This is a genomic window from Hyphomonas sp. L-53-1-40 (assembly GCF_000682775.1).
GTDB lineage: Bacteria > Pseudomonadota > Alphaproteobacteria > Caulobacterales > Hyphomonadaceae > Hyphomonas.
Window position 1 is genome coordinate 1 of record NZ_AWFI01000008.1, and the last position, 16,732, is coordinate 16,732.

At 54.9% G+C, this 16,732-nt stretch carries 5 protein-coding genes and 1 pseudogene; all 6 read left to right on the forward strand.

Going from position 1 to position 16,732, the window contains the following annotated elements; translation table 11 throughout:
* The coding region (locus L53_RS17125) for an imm11 family protein (protein ID WP_034813170.1) at positions 1–474 on the forward strand (474 nt) is incomplete at its 5' end.
* A gap of 3,500 nt (positions 475–3,974) precedes the next feature.
* Positions 3,975–14,684, forward strand: a complete 10,710-nt coding sequence (locus tag L53_RS05880; RefSeq protein WP_198019750.1) for a putative Ig domain-containing protein — start codon at positions 3,975–3,977, stop codon at positions 14,682–14,684.
* A 213-nt stretch (positions 14,685–14,897) separates the two neighbouring features.
* Positions 14,898–15,323, forward strand: a complete 426-nt coding sequence (locus tag L53_RS05885; protein WP_034813182.1) for a toxin-activating lysine-acyltransferase — start codon at positions 14,898–14,900, stop codon at positions 15,321–15,323.
* A 167-nt stretch (positions 15,324–15,490) separates the two neighbouring features.
* Positions 15,491–15,889, forward strand: coding sequence for a hypothetical protein (locus tag L53_RS05890; RefSeq protein ID WP_156947837.1), 399 nt, complete (start codon positions 15,491–15,493; stop codon positions 15,887–15,889).
* A gap of 263 nt (positions 15,890–16,152) precedes the next feature.
* Complete coding sequence (locus tag L53_RS05895; protein ID WP_034813177.1) at positions 16,153–16,560, forward strand: antitoxin Xre/MbcA/ParS toxin-binding domain-containing protein; 408 nt, start codon at positions 16,153–16,155, stop codon at positions 16,558–16,560.
* A pseudogene (locus L53_RS17705) lies at positions 16,557–16,732 on the forward strand (RES domain-containing protein); the annotation flags it as partial. The gene L53_RS05895 and the pseudogene L53_RS17705, both read left to right, overlap by 4 nt.

Below are 16,732 nucleotides of genomic sequence, written 5' to 3' on the forward strand. Positions count from 1 at the left end.
TGCCTGCTTGCCCGTCCGGAGGGCACCTCGAAGCTTCTGAGCCTTTTCGAAGATCAGTTAAGTGCTCGTGCGGCCACATATGATGAGGCCTTGCTGAATGATATAGCGCCGCAACTGACGGCGATGGACGTTACAGTTGTTCTGGATGCGATTGATCTGGAGCGTTCGTCTTACAGTATTGAGAAGCTCGGCAATGGCTATTTTTTGGTCAATAAGTTCAAGAGCATGCATCTTCGACCAGAGGTGACGAAAGGTCAGCTTCTGTTCCGGCTTGGTCGGGCGGAGCACAAGGTGTGCGTTGCCAAGTCTGTATTTCCTGAACTTGAGGCGGTGTCCCCAAACATCAGATTCAAATCCCTGGTCGCTCTATTTTGCAGTGGTGATTTTCTCTTTTCGATCGGAGTTTTGTTGTGCCTATTCCAAAGCGAAACAAGCCTCATAAGCCTACTTGGAAGAACGAACCGCGTCCTCTGAGTAGCGTCGGTTTGGGCGGCACCGCTGAGAGGCAGCACGTACTTTCGGCTGATGTATTCAAGAAGTCGAACCTCTATGCTCATCAGCCGCAGCTTGAGCGGTATTTTGATTATACTGATGCCAAGCAGAATATGGTCTATTTGACTGGGCACAGTGGTAGTCACCCAGCATATGATGAATACATAAAATCAATCATCGGTGAAATTGAGAGGAATCATCTCAATGAATTGAATGCTTTGTGGCCGTCGGCAATTCTCGACCCGGGGGGAGCCGATGCCGTCCAGTATAATAGAAAGCTAGAGAAGGTTGCCTCGGAACTGCAAAATGCGGTTGATCTTGTGCGCTTGCGAAGTGTTAACGGGGTGGGATCCATTTCTACCACGTATGGTGTCGATCGGATCATTTTGAATCTCGCTTACAAGGACATTGATGCTATCCGACTTTTGCCGGGTGTGGATCAGATGTCAGGATACTCCGATCTTGTGGCCGGCAATTTTTCGAAGTCAGCGTGGGATGCATTTAAGACGCGAAACAGCACCGCCCTGAACAATGCGGTTGCCACTCATAATCAGCCCTTCTTTGGTCAGCCCATCTCAGCATTGGAGCGTCAGAGAGTTTCAGTGCTTCAAGCGCTGGGAGATGAGACTGGGTATCTTCTGGGGCTGCTTGAAGGCGATCCCGGAGGGTATCTTGACGCAGTCTACAATTTTGCACGCGATAATGGGATACAAGTTGCCGGGGCAGCTGGAGCTCTGGCATTCGATATATTCGCAGATCCCGACACGCTCGCCGCATTTACAACTTACTTAAGGGACCACTCCAATTCAAAGGTACGCGAAGCATATATAGGAGTTATGTCGCTTGGACAAAGTCTCGGCTCCAGCGGCTATTTTACGAAGGCAGTTCTTGCTGGCAAAAGCATCATCGGCGAGGAAGCCTGGGCGCTAGCGCGGCGCGCCGGGATAAAGGTCGGGTCCAGATTTATTCCTGTTGCAGGATGGATTCTTTTTGGAGTGGATGTCGCGAAGTTTGCCGTCGAAGAGTTCCAAACGGGGAACCTCTATCGAGGGCTTACTGACAAGAGCCTGAAACTACTAACCTATGGGGATCGACTGATCCACGGGCCTGACGGCTCCGAGGGTCTTTCTGTCCGAACTGTTGTCGTGGGTGATCCGTCACACTCGAAATTGCCTGATGGAGGTAAACTGGTAACTGCAGTCTTGCCCGCCGGGCAGTTTTTAGACCTCAGCGATCAGAGGCAGGTCAATTCGATACTCGTGTCTATGGGAATTTCTGACCCATCTGCATATGTCTATTATAGTTCTCTCTACGATCAGTATTGGATCACTAGTTATCGACCGGATGGTGACACCCTTTTGGAGCATAACCTTTCCTCTGTCGGTGAAGTAAGTAAGAATTTCAACGATATACGAGCACTGGCGCAGCGCGAGTATGACTGGTACGAGCAGGTTAGAGAGTTTGCAAATGAAAAAGTTAGCCAGGTCCTTGAGTTCTTTGGCGGCGGAGATGAAGTAGGATACGGCCAATTCGATGAAGAAATGGCTGATTATTTGTCCACCATGGGTGGACCTTTTGTCGTGGCAACAGTTCAGGTCACAGATAATGCATCTGGTGACGTAACAGAGCGGCAATTGGTCGTTGAGTTGGGTGATTTCGCGCCCGAGGTCGAGGATTGGAGCACTGCGACGTTCGGGGAGGTGTTCGAAATCGACCCGGTCACCGGTGTGGTGAAATTCAGGATGGAGCTGGGCTCCGGGGACTATGTCTACATTGAAGCGGCGTCGCTGGGGGACGCCGTGCTGGCGGATGTCGCCCGTGGGGTGGTCAAAGTGTCCGGCGCTGAGGCTAGAGAAGTTCAGAAAATCGACCCTCTTGCCGATGCGCTTACAAATCCAAGCGCTTTTGTGACCATGGGAGGGTTTTTGGGGTCTATACTTGGTACTGTTCTTGCCGGTGGTGAGGGGAAGATTACGGACAGCTTTAAGTCTGCGGTGTTTTCATCAATCGGAGCCGAATTGGGGCGATATGTTGCAGCTGGTGTTGAAATCAATGACTTGCCTGGGAGTATTGGGCAGGCGTTCAAAAGCTTGCTGAATAACTACGACGATGTGCTTGTGGGTGCGGCGCAAACAGCCGGAACTGGGTTTGTCTCATCAATGTTGGCCGATGAGCTTGTAGGAGTGTTAGGGCTGGATGGTGAAGCGGGTAGACTGACAGGGGAGGTAGCGGGGCGTGTTCTTAACCAGTTCATTTCTGAAGGCGCCGGTTGGTCGGAGTCTGCAGCAGTAATCAAAATAGTGTCTGAGAATGGTGAGCAAGTCAAACAAGAGCTGTCTGGATCGCTGGCGACAGTGGCCGCAACTGCGGCGGCTACTTATATAGGCACGCGATTGGCGGATGAAGTTGTTGAAGCGGAGAATACATTCTCTGCAGTTAGTTCCAACTTTATTGCGTCAAAATTTGCAGTGAAAACTTTTGCGGCAATTCTCGGCAGTACTGGAAACCCGGTTTTCGCTTTTGCTGCAGCTACGGTAGTGGCGTTTGCGACAGCGGTTGTTTCGCGCTTGGTTGGGAACTTGTTTGGTTCTCAGGAGCCAAAAATTCCTACAGCCTCTGCTGAGACGGTTTTGAGTTTTGATTCAGGGTACTATCAGCTGGGTTCCGTTAGCTCACGGGACGGAGGAAATGAAGAGCTTGTTCGAGAGATGGCTCTGTCTGCGAAGGACGCTTTGAATGGCCTTATTGAGTTGGTGGTGCATGGAGCGGACGTGGCTGGAAACGCAAACTACGATTCCCCTACGCAGATATATGGACATACTGTTACGCCCGAGCAGGGGGCGCAGACTTGGCTGAAGCTCGGCGGTGCGGATGGAAATAAGGTGTATTTTGACTCTGCCGACGAGGCCGTCGACTATGGAGTTCTGTATGCGATCAAAAAGACCAGAATTTCTGGTGGTGATTTGTATTTTAAGCGAGCAATACTCGGGTCAAGTGCTTCAAGCATATTTAGTTTGAGTGCCGATTTGCAGGTAGCTGAGGATTTCCGAGTATATCGCGAAAATAGTGACATCATAAATTCTGCTTTAGCGGCGCCATATGAGCAGTTGGGTGAACAATATATTGAATTCGATCGCTATACGGAAAATGATCCCAGTTTGTTATCGTACTGGCAAAACAACTATCAGGCTATCGGAGTAACGAAGGAGGAGTTTGGTCGCAGGCATTGGGAGGGATCTCTGCGAGAAATAGGCTTGTCAAGATGGGACATCGCAGGCCAAGACGATCCACTGTTTTCTGGAACAGTATCTTCAGCGACTATCGCCGCGGGCGTCGATAAGGACTTTTATGATCAAAATGAGAGCAAAATATCGCGGATCTTAGCTGCCAAAAGGAATCTTAGTGGGAGCTTTATTCAAGATGGTTCGAATTTGAGTCTATCAGCTTTTGAGATAACTTGGTACAATAACAATAAAGATCAAGTGGATAGGATTGCCGAACGCCTGCAGACGTCGACTTTCGCCGCGGGCTGGATCATCACCCTCCAGCGCGCTACCGAACTCGGCCTCGACAAGACCAGCGTCTCCGACTTTTACGGCGGTCTAGCGGGGTTCTGCGACAGCCTCCAGACCATGTCGGATTTCGAATTCAACCATGAACACGTCACAGTAGCGCTGGACGGCACGACCCTCAATGTGAATTACAATAATGGCTCGGTGTCGGACACTTGGGCTGCGACGGATTTCTTTGAAGGAGCCGATTACGATCAGGTCACTGCCAGCCTCACGCTGGGTACGCTGGCAGGTTTTGCCTCTGCCATGCAGCAGGCAAGGCAAGTCTTCAGCCAGCCCACGGTGATGTTCGCCGGTGGGACGGGGGCGGATACCAGTTCAGGGGGAGACCTCTGGATTCATTCGGGTTCCAATGGCGTCACAATGGACGATCGGCATACGGAGCGCTATTCTGCTTTCGGATTTCCCCTTTCCGGTGGTGGTGGAATCCGGGACCTGCCTGGGGAACATCTGGAATTGCTTGATCAGGAGTTTGTTGTCGAAATTGAAGGCGGCGACGATATTTTCATCGGTGGCTCGGGGAATGACACGTTGTATGGCCGCGGCGGTTTCGACTGGCTGGATGGAGGTATTGGCCACGACACGCTCTATGGGGGTTCGGAAGACGATACGCTGCTGGGAGGGAACGGCTGGGATAATCTTTATGGTGAAGCAGGAGATGATTACCTCGCCGGTGGCATAGGACAGGATACGCTGTATGGCGGTGCTGGCAATGACCAGCTTGTAGCAGGAGCGGGGTTGGATAAACTTTATGGGGAGGCTGGTGACGACATTCTCTATGTTGTGGACGGCCCATCAACGGGCGCGTCGGTGTCATCCGTTTATAGCGGAGGGCAGGGGACTGACACCCTGTCTTTCGCGCGCCTGACGTCGGAAGTCATTCAGTACGACCCTGACCGGGATGGCCCACCACTTGAGGGAGATCCGGACTTCGTCAATGGGGCAAATATCCGTCTGACAGGATCGACTGTATATTTTGGATGGTCGGCTGGCACGAACCAGGTGGGGGTGATGTCGGGAATCGAAAATCTTGAGGGGTCGAGATTCGTTGATAGATTGTTCGGAAATAATCAGAACAATGAGCTATGGGGTGGGCTCGGAGACGACTTCCTCTATGGTGATGGAGGCAATGATACGCTCGAAGGGGGCGCCGGTGCGGACCGGCTGGTTGGTCATACGGGATTTGATACGGCTTCCTATCATGGCTCCGATTATGCCGTCTGGGTGGATTTTACCACAACAGAGGCTTTTGGGGGAGATGCCGAAGGGGATGTCTTCACGGGGATTGAGGCGCTGCGCGGGTCGAAGTTCGATGACACGTTCAAAGGCGATTCCGGTGACAACACGTTCTGGGGCGGCCGGGGGGATGACTGGTTTGTCGCTACGTCGGGCACAGACAGATTCTATGGCGAAGCAGATTTCGATACGGTCGATTATTCGGATTACACGGCAGCCGTCCAGGTGTATCTCTCCGGTGGCTATGGAACGGGGGCGGCGAACGGGCACACATATAGCGACATCGAGCATGTGGTCGGAACAGATTTCAATGACAGCTTGACCGGGGATGCGGCTGACAATGTTTTTCAGGGGGGCAAGGGTTCTGACACGCTAAATGGCGGGAATGGTCTCGACACGTATATTTACCATCGTGGGGATGGCGCGGACACGATCATCGAACAACATAAGGGCGGCTGGGATACGCTCATGTTTGGCGATGGGGTGAGCTGGAGTGACCTGGTCATTGCCGGGGGCTCAGTATTGTCTTTCACGCTCCGGGACACGGTCAACACTGACAAGGTAACCATTTCCGATAATTGGACCGGTATTCCGGACAAGGGCTCCCGTCAGGCCAAGATCGATTCCATTGATGTTGGCGGCGTCGGCGCGGTCGATATCCAGCATCTCGAGGGCGGCAGTGGTGGCTGGGACAGCAATGACACAGTGCTGGGAGACCAACTCAACTCCAACCATGCCGACATCCTTCTGGGCTATGCGGGAGACGACGTCATTCGGGCGGGTGGGGCAGACAATTACGACAATAAGCGGAACGTCATTATAGGCGGGCGGGGTAATGACGCGATCGTCACGTCGGTAGGCGACGACACCTTCGTATTTGAACGCGGAGATGGTCGCGACAAGATCAAAGACCGCGGCGGCGTTGACCGGATCCAGTTCGGGCCGGGCGTTGCAGCTGACGAAGTGATTTTCGAGATCGTTGGAAACGATCTTTATATTGGAATTCGTGAGGCTGATCGTCCGGAACTGAAGGCAAGCATGGTATCCGACCATATCCGGGTAGTCAATGGCGCCAACACCTCGTCTGGATATGCAGTGGAGTACATGACCGCCGGCGGGGTCGATATCGATCTTCGGAAGATCGTCCTCGAGAATAGCCCGAATGGGGATTGGGTCTGGGATGGAGTCAGCCGTCGTTTGACCCTGGATGCAGGTGTAGGTATCACAGACCTTCTGGGAAGGTCGGTCTTGACGTTCGGCTATGATCCAGAAGACAATCCGACAACAGTCAGTGTAAGTGGCTTGCCCGCAGGCCTCAGCTATAATTCGTCAACGGGGTTGATTTCGGGAACGCCGACAGTCGGCGGTACCTATCAGGTGACGCTGGCAGCCTATGATACGGTCAGTAAGCAAACTTCTTTGCAAGTTCTCACGCTTGATGTCAGTCAGACGAACAGGGCTCCGGTTCTTGTCGGTAGCAATCCGATCACGGCGAAACAAGCGTCTGAAGACTCCTCTTTTTCATACCAATTCGCTGCGAGCGTGTTTTCAGATCCCGATGGTGATGTGCTCAGCTATACGGCAACCCTGTCCGACGGTTCGGCCTTGCCGGGCTGGCTATCGTTTAATGCCTCAACCCGTACCTTCAGTGGGACGCCGGGACAGGCGGATGTTGGGACCGTCCTGGTCCACCTCAAGGCGGCAGACCCGTCGGGCGCCTCCGTCATTGAGCCCTTTTACCTCACGGTTTCCGACACCAATGACAGTCCGCGAGTCAGTATTGCGCTCTCCAACCAGGTGAGCCTGGAAGACAGCGCGTTTTCATATACAGTGCCCTCAAACGCCTTCGTCGATCCTGATGGGGATACGTTGACCTATATCGCAACGCTCACAGATGGATCAGCGTTACCAGCGTGGCTGGCTTTCAATGCCTCGACGCGCACATTCAGCGGAACGCCATCCCAAGCGGACGTAGGGCAACTGGCTGTCCGTGTCACGGCAACTGACCCATCAAATGCTGATGCGTATGATGACTTCAACTTGAATATCACCAATGTCAATGATGCGCCGATCGTGAGCGTGTCTACGCCGGATATGTCGGCCAGTGAAGAGACCCCTTTCAGCTACGCCGTGCCAGCGAACACATTTACCGATGCCGATGGCGATACACTGTCATTGTCAGCTCGTTTGTCGGACGGTTCCAGTTTGCCGGGCTGGCTGTCATTTGATCCTTCTGCAGGAATATTGAGCGGAACGCCGTCCCAGTATGATGTCGGGCAATTCATAGTCCGGGTTACGGCAACGGATGGTCATGGCGGTACGGGCACGGATGATTTCGTGCTGACCGTATCAAACGTGAACAATGTTCCCGTTGCGGACATCATGATTCCCAATCGCGTGGTGAGTGAAGACGCTGCGTTCACCTACCAAGTCGCAGCTGATGCATTCGTCGACCAGGATGGAGATCCGCTGTCGCTCAGCGCGACCCTTCAAAATGGGGACCCGCTGCCATCCTGGCTTTCGTTCGACCCGGCCACGCGCACGTTCAGCGGAACAGCAGGTCAGGGTGATGTTGGAAACCTGTCGATCCGCCTCACGGCGACGGACCCGTTCGGTGCGAGTGCAAACCGATCCTTTGCGGTCGCTGTTGCAGAAGTCAATGACACGCCCGTGGTTGTGATATCAGCGGCGGACCAATCCACTGAAGTGGGGCAAGCGTTTTCGATGATGATCCCAACCGGATCGTTCGTGGACGAAGAAGATAGTAATTTGACCTATTCGGCTATCTTGTCGAACGGGAACGCTTTACCAGCCTGGTTGCTTTTTGATCCTGTGACGCGCACGTTCAGTGGCACACCGGCCCCTGGAGATGCCGGCTTGTTGTCAGTGACTGTGACCGCATCAGACAGTGGAAGCCTATCCGCCTCAGATACGTTTTCCCTACGGGTGGTGGCGGAGTCCGGTCTTGCGGGAATTGGTATTGGGTCTACCGAAGCCGAAGCGCTGACGCTCGGGGGCGATTACAGTATCGAAACCGGACTTTCCTATGCCAATGGAGCTGACGTTATCAAGTCCGCGGGCAGTGGTACTGCGTCGGGCGAGTTTGTCGGGAGTGAAGGCACTTATGATATCTCCGTCGACTATGTGAATGAGAGTGATGGCGAATCGTCATTCGAGATATTCGTGAATGGTGTGTCCCGGGGTACGTGGATCGGCGCAGGCGGATCCAATACGTTGGAATCGATCACCTTCCAGCTCGATCTCGCCCCTGGCGATGAGATTACCCTGCAAGGTATCAAGGGGGCGGGTGAACATGCCCGGATCGACAAGATCCTGGTTGCGAACGTTGGTGGCACGGCAAATACGGCGCCAAATGTCGGGCTTGGTATTCCGGATGCCTTGGCTGCTGGAAATGCGGCCTTCAGCCATACATTCGCCTCGGATGCGTTCCAGGATGCAGATGGCGACAGCCTGACCTATTCGGCAACATTGGCTGACGGGGGCGCGCTGCCGGGCTGGCTGAGCTTCGATCCTGCGACGCGAACCTTCAGTGGGACGCCGTCGTCCGGGGATGCCGGCTCGCTATCGGTGACTGTAACGGCAGCGGATGTTGGCGGGCTGACGGCCTCTGACACATTTGCGTTGCTGGTTCAGGGCCCACTTGTCCTTGCCGAGATTGGGGGCGGGCTGACACAGGCGGAGGGGCTCACTCTCGATGGTGGTTATGAAGTTGAGGACAACTCCCACTCGAATGAGGATTGGGATGTCATCAAGTCGTCGGGGACTGGGACAGCCTCTGGAAGGTTCGTAGGAGCTGCGGGCACCTATGACGTGTCGGTTGACTATATAAACGAGAATGACGGCGTCGCCTCATTTGAGATATTCGTAAATGGGGGGTCCCGAGGCTCCTGGAGCGGGGTTGGTGGGGACAATGCGCTTGAGACGATGACCTTCCAGCTTGAATTGGCGACAGGTGATGAAATCACCCTGCAGGGTATTCAGCATGCGGGTGAATATGCGCGCATCGACAAGCTCTCAATCACGAGTGTTGGCGGAACCTCGTCTGGCCTGCCCGGGATTGGTCTCGGGTATACAGAAGCCGAAACGCTGAGCCTGAGTGGGGGATATTCCATCGAGGAGAATTCCCATTCAAATGCGGAATGGGATGTCATCAAGGCGTCTGGAACAGGCATAGCATCTGGCGAGTTTGTAGGACCGGCAGGCACGTATGATGTTTCGGTCGATTACATTAATGAAAATGATGGCAATTCTTCCTTTGAAGTCCTAGTGAACGGGGTATCCCGGGAGACATGGACGGGGACAGGCGGCGCAAATGACTTGGCGACAATCATTTTCCAGCTAGATCTGGCAGCCGGCGATGAAATTAACTTCCGGGGAATCCAGGATGGAGCAGAATATGCACGCATCGACAAATTCCTGATCGCGAATGTGACTGGGGGTACTTCGAACGCCGCGCCATCACTCGACGCCGCGATTGCCAATCAGGAAGTTGATGAGGATACCGCCTTCAGTTTTGCGCTCCCATCAAGCGTGTTTTCAGACCCAGATGGGGACACGCTCTCGCTGGCTGCAACGCTTCCCGATGGGAGTCCGTTGCCCAGCTGGCTAAGCTTTGATGCCGCCACAGGAATCTTTAGCGGAGTTCCGTCACAGGATGATGCGGGGTCCATATCTGTTCGGGCTATCGCTACGGATCCGCTTGGGGCAAGCGTCTCGGATGATTTCCTGATCTCAGTACAATCCGTGAATGATGCCCCCATCTCCAACGGAGCACTTTCGGCAGTGACGGCAATCGAGGACACTCCATTCTCGTTTGCTCTACCAACAGGCATGTTTTCTGACCCTGACGGAGATGCGTTAACATATTCTGCGCGGTCGGCGAATGGCGATACCTTGCCTGACTGGCTCAGCATTGATGCAGCTGACGGCACCCTCCAAGGAACGCCGTCTGCGGATGATATAGGTTCTGGGCTGCTGGTGGTTCGTATCTTTGCCACCGATAGCGGTATTCAGGATTTCGAACGTCCATACGTGGACATCACATTGACAATATCCGAAACGCCTTCTGAAGACTTCTCCGCTTCCCAGACCCTGTTCGAAAACGGAGCATTTGGCTCCGGTGCTTCGAGCAATGGAAGTGGCGCCTCCCCAGTTGAAGTCTCAATAGATCCAGCTGGGAGCGGTGAGGCTACGCTCAAAGTGAATGCGGGGGCCTGGAACCAGGGCGGACTTAATTTCAGCCGCAGTCTCGACGCAACAAACGGGGTTCTCAGCCTGAGAATTTATCGCGCAATTGGCAGTGCCGGAGACGGCATGATTGTGCGTCACGATAATTGGTCAGGCCAGATCAAACTCGATAGTTCCAACAATGCACATTGGAGCGTTGATGGTCTCTCTGGGCTTTCGGGTGTGCAGGATTTGCAAGAGGGCCAATGGCATACATTGGAGGTTGACCTGCTCGGACTGGGGATTTCTTCAGTCAACGGTTTCATGATCAAGGGGGATAGCAATGGAAATGACGAGTATCATTTCCAGGACATGTTCCTGGGAGAGCTTGGGGCTTCCTTTGATGCGCCGTTTACATGGGACACGGACGCTCTTCCAAACTTGGACGTGACGGTTGGTACGTCGATATCCGCGATTGCCCCCGAAAGCCTGGTTTCAGATACCGACAGCGACGTCTCCGGATTCGCATACAATTGGTCTGGAGTTGAGTCTGCAGGCCTGTCCGTTGACAGCAGCGGACACCTTACGGGCGCTCCGACCCAGCCCGGCATTCATCAGATAGTCCTGACCGTGTCCGACCCGGTTACGGGCCAAACAGAAGACAGGATGTTCGAGATCACGGTGAACCCGGAGTCCACACCCGGTATCGACCAGCCGTGGACCTGGAACACAGGGGCCCTGCCGGACGTGGAATACACAGACGGGGAGGCGATTTCGCTAATTAGTCCGTTCGGATCTGTCTCGGATCCAGACAGCAATGCCAGCGGATTTGTCTATTCCTGGTCTGGCCATGAAGCCACTCAGTTGACGGTCGATAGTAGCAGAAATCTTGTCGGCAGCGTTGGAACAGTCGGTGTGTTTGACATTGTATTGACAGTCACAGACCCTGAGACCGGGCAGTCGGATACGCGGCAATTCGAACTGAAGGTACTCCCTGATGAGACGGCCTATACTCTCGACGTCCAGCCAGATGCGTTAAGCACTTACAAGGACCAGCCGGTCTCATTCTTCCCGCTCGGGAATGACACCTATGAGGGGAACTCGAACGCGCTGTCCATTACGAAAGTTGCTGGGCAATCAATATCGACAGGAAGTACTGTGTCCGTATCGGGCGCTGTCGTGGTGCTCAATGAGAATGGATCCCTGACCGTCACGCCGCCTGCAGGTTCGACAGCTCCGATATCCTTTACCTATTCGGTATCGGATGGGTTCAACGAATGGTCTTCGAGCGCCAGTCTGACAGTTTCCGAAACTCCGGCGACAAGTTTTGCGGTTTCCCAGACGCTCTTCGAGGACGGTGTATTTGGGTCCAGCGCGTCAGCCAAGGTGGGCAGTTCGAGCCCTGTTGTCATTTCGACGGATCCGGCGGGAGGCGGTGAGGCCACGCTGCAAGTGGTTGCGGGATCTTACAATCAGGGCGGCATCAATTTCAGCCGTGGACTGGATGCCTCGAACGGCGTCCTCAAGCTGGAGATCTACCGCGCCCTAGGGAGTGGTGGAAACGGGGTGATCGTCCGCCATGATAGTTGGTCGGGACAGACCAAGCTAGACAGTTCCAACAATGCATTTTGGAGCGTGGATGGCGTATCAGGACTGACCGGCGTTCAGGACTTTCAGGAAGGCCAGTGGCATACATTGCAAGTTGACCTGATTGGATTGGGCCTTTCCTCGGTCAATGGCTTGATGATCCAGGGCGACGGCAACGGCAATGATGAGTATCATTTCAAGGACATATTCTTAGGAGAAGACACCGGGACCACAGGTTTCGACCGCCGATTCCACGGAACAATTCGGGCGGAGACCCTTGCTGGCGGTTCGCTGAATGACCTTTTCATAGGCGGCGGGGGTAATGACAGATACGTGGGTGGTGACGGTTCTGATCGTGTCGTGCTAAGCGGCCAGCTGGCTGACTATACGTTTACGCAGCACGGCAATGGGGTCGTGGTCGCCCGGAACATTATCACCGGCACCACCCAGGCGCTTGTGAGCATCGAAGAGGTGAGTTTCCTGTCCGGGAACACGACGGAGCAGCTTTCCAGCATCATCACAGAAACAGTAACTGATCCGATCCCTGAGTTCCTAGCCACGCCGCTGGAGCTGCATATTTCGGAAGGCGGCTTTGCGTATCCTGTCGTTATCGACTTGGCAGGGGACGGAGCCGATCTGGTCAGCGTCACGCAGTCCCGGATCGTATTTGAAAGCGACTCTGGCGGCCCGCTCATGAGGATGGGCTGGGTCGGTCCCAAGGATGGCATGCTCGTTCTGGACAGGGATGGAGACGGGATCATCAACCGCCTGTCGGAAATATCATTCGTGAATGACCTGCCAGGGGCAAAAAGCGACATCGAAGGTCTTGTCGCCTATGATTCCAATTCAGATGGGCTCCTCGATAAACAGGATTCGGCTTGGTCCCTGTTCCAGGTCTGGCGCGATGTCAACCAGAATGGTGTCGGTTCTGGCAAGGAGCTCGCCACACTTGATGAGATGGAAATTGCGTCGATTAATCTTGGCTTGACGGCCGTAAACGAAAGCACGGAAGGGTTTGCCGATAGCATTATCCTGAATGAGGCCAGCATAACTATGGCGGAAGGTGGGGAACGAACAATCTATGATGTAGCCCTTCGCGGTGAACTGGCGCACATTGATGGACCTGCATTCGCGGGTGTGCCGGGGGAATGGGTGACCTATAGTTGGTCTGCGGATGGAGCATTTGGGGTGGCGCATGCGTCAAGCGGGCATTCTGGAATTGAGAGTGATCTCGCCGATTTGCAAACCCTATCTGGATCAGACCTTGCCGGGCAGGAATTGCCTCTTCAGGACCTGGTTCGCTATGTGGATGCTGACGATACTCTTGCGGCCCCTTCAGGCTATGTATTCGATCCGAATGACCCCCTCACCCCGACGTTCGGGATCAAGCCAATTGTGTTTGACCTGGATGGCAATGGCGTGAGCCTGATCAATCCGGGCAATTCCCCAATCCTTTGGGATGCCAACGGGGATGGTGCAGAAGACCGTATGGGTTGGGTCGGGGGTGGCGACGGGTTCCTGGCGCTTGACCGTAACGAGGATGGATTGATCGATCCTGTGTCTGAGATTTCATTCGTGAATGACCTTCCAGGAGCCACGACGGACCTGGAGGGCTTGAGAGCTTATGATTCCAACCAGGATGGGTGGCTGGACGCAGCTGACCAGAACTTTGGGCATTTCCTCGTCTGGCGAGATGTGAACTCCAACGCGATCAGCGAGACCGGGGAAATGTCCAGTTTGACTGACATCGGCATCGCCAGGATACATCTTGAGCATGAGCCGGGAACGGCATCCGACACGGGCTATTTTTCAAACCGGGTATTCGGCGAGGCCTTGTTTCAATGGAGCAATGGTAGTTTTGGGAGGCTTGGAGATGTCGAACTCCTGGCCTTTGAGGGCAATGCCTTGGAGCAGGCTGTCCAAGAGGAGCGTCGTAGCGCGCTAACGACAGAGGGACAGTTCCAAGCGGCATCCGAAAGGCTACGTCGCCGTCATGCAATCTCTGAGCTTTCACAAACGCCCGATCTGCCTGAGTATAGCTCATCCGAGGGCGCGACTTTAGGGACCGTCCTACCGCAGAGTCCCACAAATCCTGAGAGCTTGTCGCGATATGCTGGCTCATCAGAAAAGCATCCACTGCCCGGCGTGCTCCAAAAAGAAAACCTATTTTTGGGAGGGCAGCTGAGAAACCATGTGTCAACTAGCAGGACCTACCGGGGCCCATATGACTGGGTTGCGGACATCAGTCCGTTCGAGCCCGCAAGGGGCGCCAGCCAATCAGGGGAGTGGTGGCTGGATGCGCGTCACCGGCAACCCAGCAAAGGGTATCCCGCGGTCACCTCGAGCTTGACCGAGCGACTTCAGGCATTCGACTTGGCGAGGGACGCAAGCGGTCAGACGGCATCCGCTCAAATCGACATCCCGGAAGCGCGCGCCGGGCAAGTTGCAGAGCGCCAAAAATTCTTGCAGGCTCTGGCGTCGTTCCGCGGTTCGTCAGGGATGTCGCTTCCCAAACGATTTGGGGAAACCGATAATCCGGACGACACTGAGTTTGGCGTAGGGAGCCGGTCCTGGCTTGGCGCCGGCCGAAATGGGGCAGTCCTTCGCTAGGCTGGGCCGCACCAAAACATATTATCTCTCAGAGCATTGGAAGGTCAGGCAGTGGGTATATTTTCGAAGAGTAAAGGGGCCTCATCAGAGACTCCGGAGCCGGCTGAGTCAGGCAAGGGCGAAGACCCTGCAGCGCATGCCCAAGGGGTTGAGGGTTCACAGCCAGGCGAGGATGAGGCAATAGGCAAGGAGGCCCGGGCAGGTCAGGCAGATGTGCAGGCCCCTAAAAAGACGGTGTCGCAGGTGCTGGGTGAAGTGACTTGGCTTCTTACACAGTCTCAGGTGCACAAGCAGCTCTTTATCGGCGATCTTGAATGGTTTGCAATGCCGCCCGTGCTCCTGGAGCAGTTCCGGGTCTTCCATGGCACGGCGCACCCGGTTGGTGTCGCCTTTTGGGCAAGAGTCTCCCCAGATACTGATGCGCGTTTGAGAGGGGGGGCATTCAAGCTACGAGTCGATGAATGGAAAGGGGGGGATATTCCCTGGCTTATCGAATTGATCGCGCCCTTTGGCGGGCAAGATGAGATGATGGCGGATTTGTCTGCAGCGATTTTCCCGAACGAAGCCTATAATTTCCATCGGGTGACCGCTGACGGCCAGCGGGAAGTGGCAAGTTTTTCACCGATCGAGAAGAGCTGAATTGAATTATGCAGAGATTACTATTGCCAGGCTTCGCCTGTCTGTTGGCGGCATGTACAAGCAACATCCCTCCTGTCCCACCAGGCCAGTCATATGATAAGGCCGAAGCGTGGCAGCCGAGCAAGGCGGAAACCAAAGCATGGCGCTCCCTCTTATTCTCTACGAGTGTGAAGCAAGTGGAATCGGACCGGATTGTCGTCGAAGCGTGGGGTAACCCGGGAACCGGGATCGACAAGATTGAAATGCGTGTCCTTGCGCGGGCAGCGTCTGAGGCGCTTGACTCTGGGTACGCGCATTTTGCGCTCGTCCATGTGAGCGACAGGAACCTTCCGATGGGAGGGGGGCTTGGACCCGCGCCGATTGCTGGGGCCGAGCCGGTATGGATCGGTGACTATGAGTCCCTGGTATACAATCGTTATGAACGTGACCATGCGGCCGCACCGAGGACATGGGTCTTGCCGGGCTTACGCGCTGTCGTCGTCATGCTTTCCGAAGGTGACAGGCGCGCAGATCGAGGGTTTGAAGCCAGCGAGGTCTTTGATCACTTGGGGCGTGTGCCCCTGTAAAGGGACTTGGGCAGCGAATGATCCGTAGGCGATTTATTTATCCGCATTCTATTCCGCGAAAAATATTGATCCTAAGGAACAAAGAGCCTCAACCTCCCGGCCCAAAATTTTTTGTGGTGAGCAGGCTCGACTACCGCCCAGAAAGAATACGTAATCAGCGCGGTTGGCTTTTTTGCTGCAAAGTGGCCATATGGCGCACTATCTCTATATTGTTGCCAAATGGCGCATTTTGTGCTATAGGATGACCGGAAAGGAGTCCGATCATGAGCCTGCACTTGGTGACCAAGCATGAAGCCCCGGAAGGCCGGACGGACATTACCGATGCCGAAGGCGCCGCCATGGCGCGCGCCGTCGTCACTCTGTTCCGGCTCTGGGGGCTGACCGAAGCGGAATCCTGCCTCTTGCTGGGCGGCCTGTCACGGCGCACCTATGCGCGCTGGAAGGAGGGCGAGATCGGCCGGCTGTCGATTGACCAGAAGACAAGGCTGTCGGTCCTGATGGGCATTCACAAGGCGCTCAAACTCCTCTTCACCGAGCCGGCCCGGGTGCAGGATTGGGTCAAGAAGCCCAACCAGGATTTTGGCGGCCAGCGCGCGCTGGATGTCATGCTGGGCGGCTATCTCACGGACCTGTTCCGGGTCCGGGCCTATCTGGACGCGGCGCGCGGATGAGGGGCGATCCCCCGCAAAGCCAGGTCGACTGGCCCGTAGCGCGCCGGATCATATCCTCGCGCTATCCGCCGGTCGATTTGTTCGAGGATATTGCCGACCCGCGTGACTGGGAGCTGATTGCCTCGGCCGAAGCCAAGACCAATCCAAGGCTGGCCGACCATGTCGGCCAGCT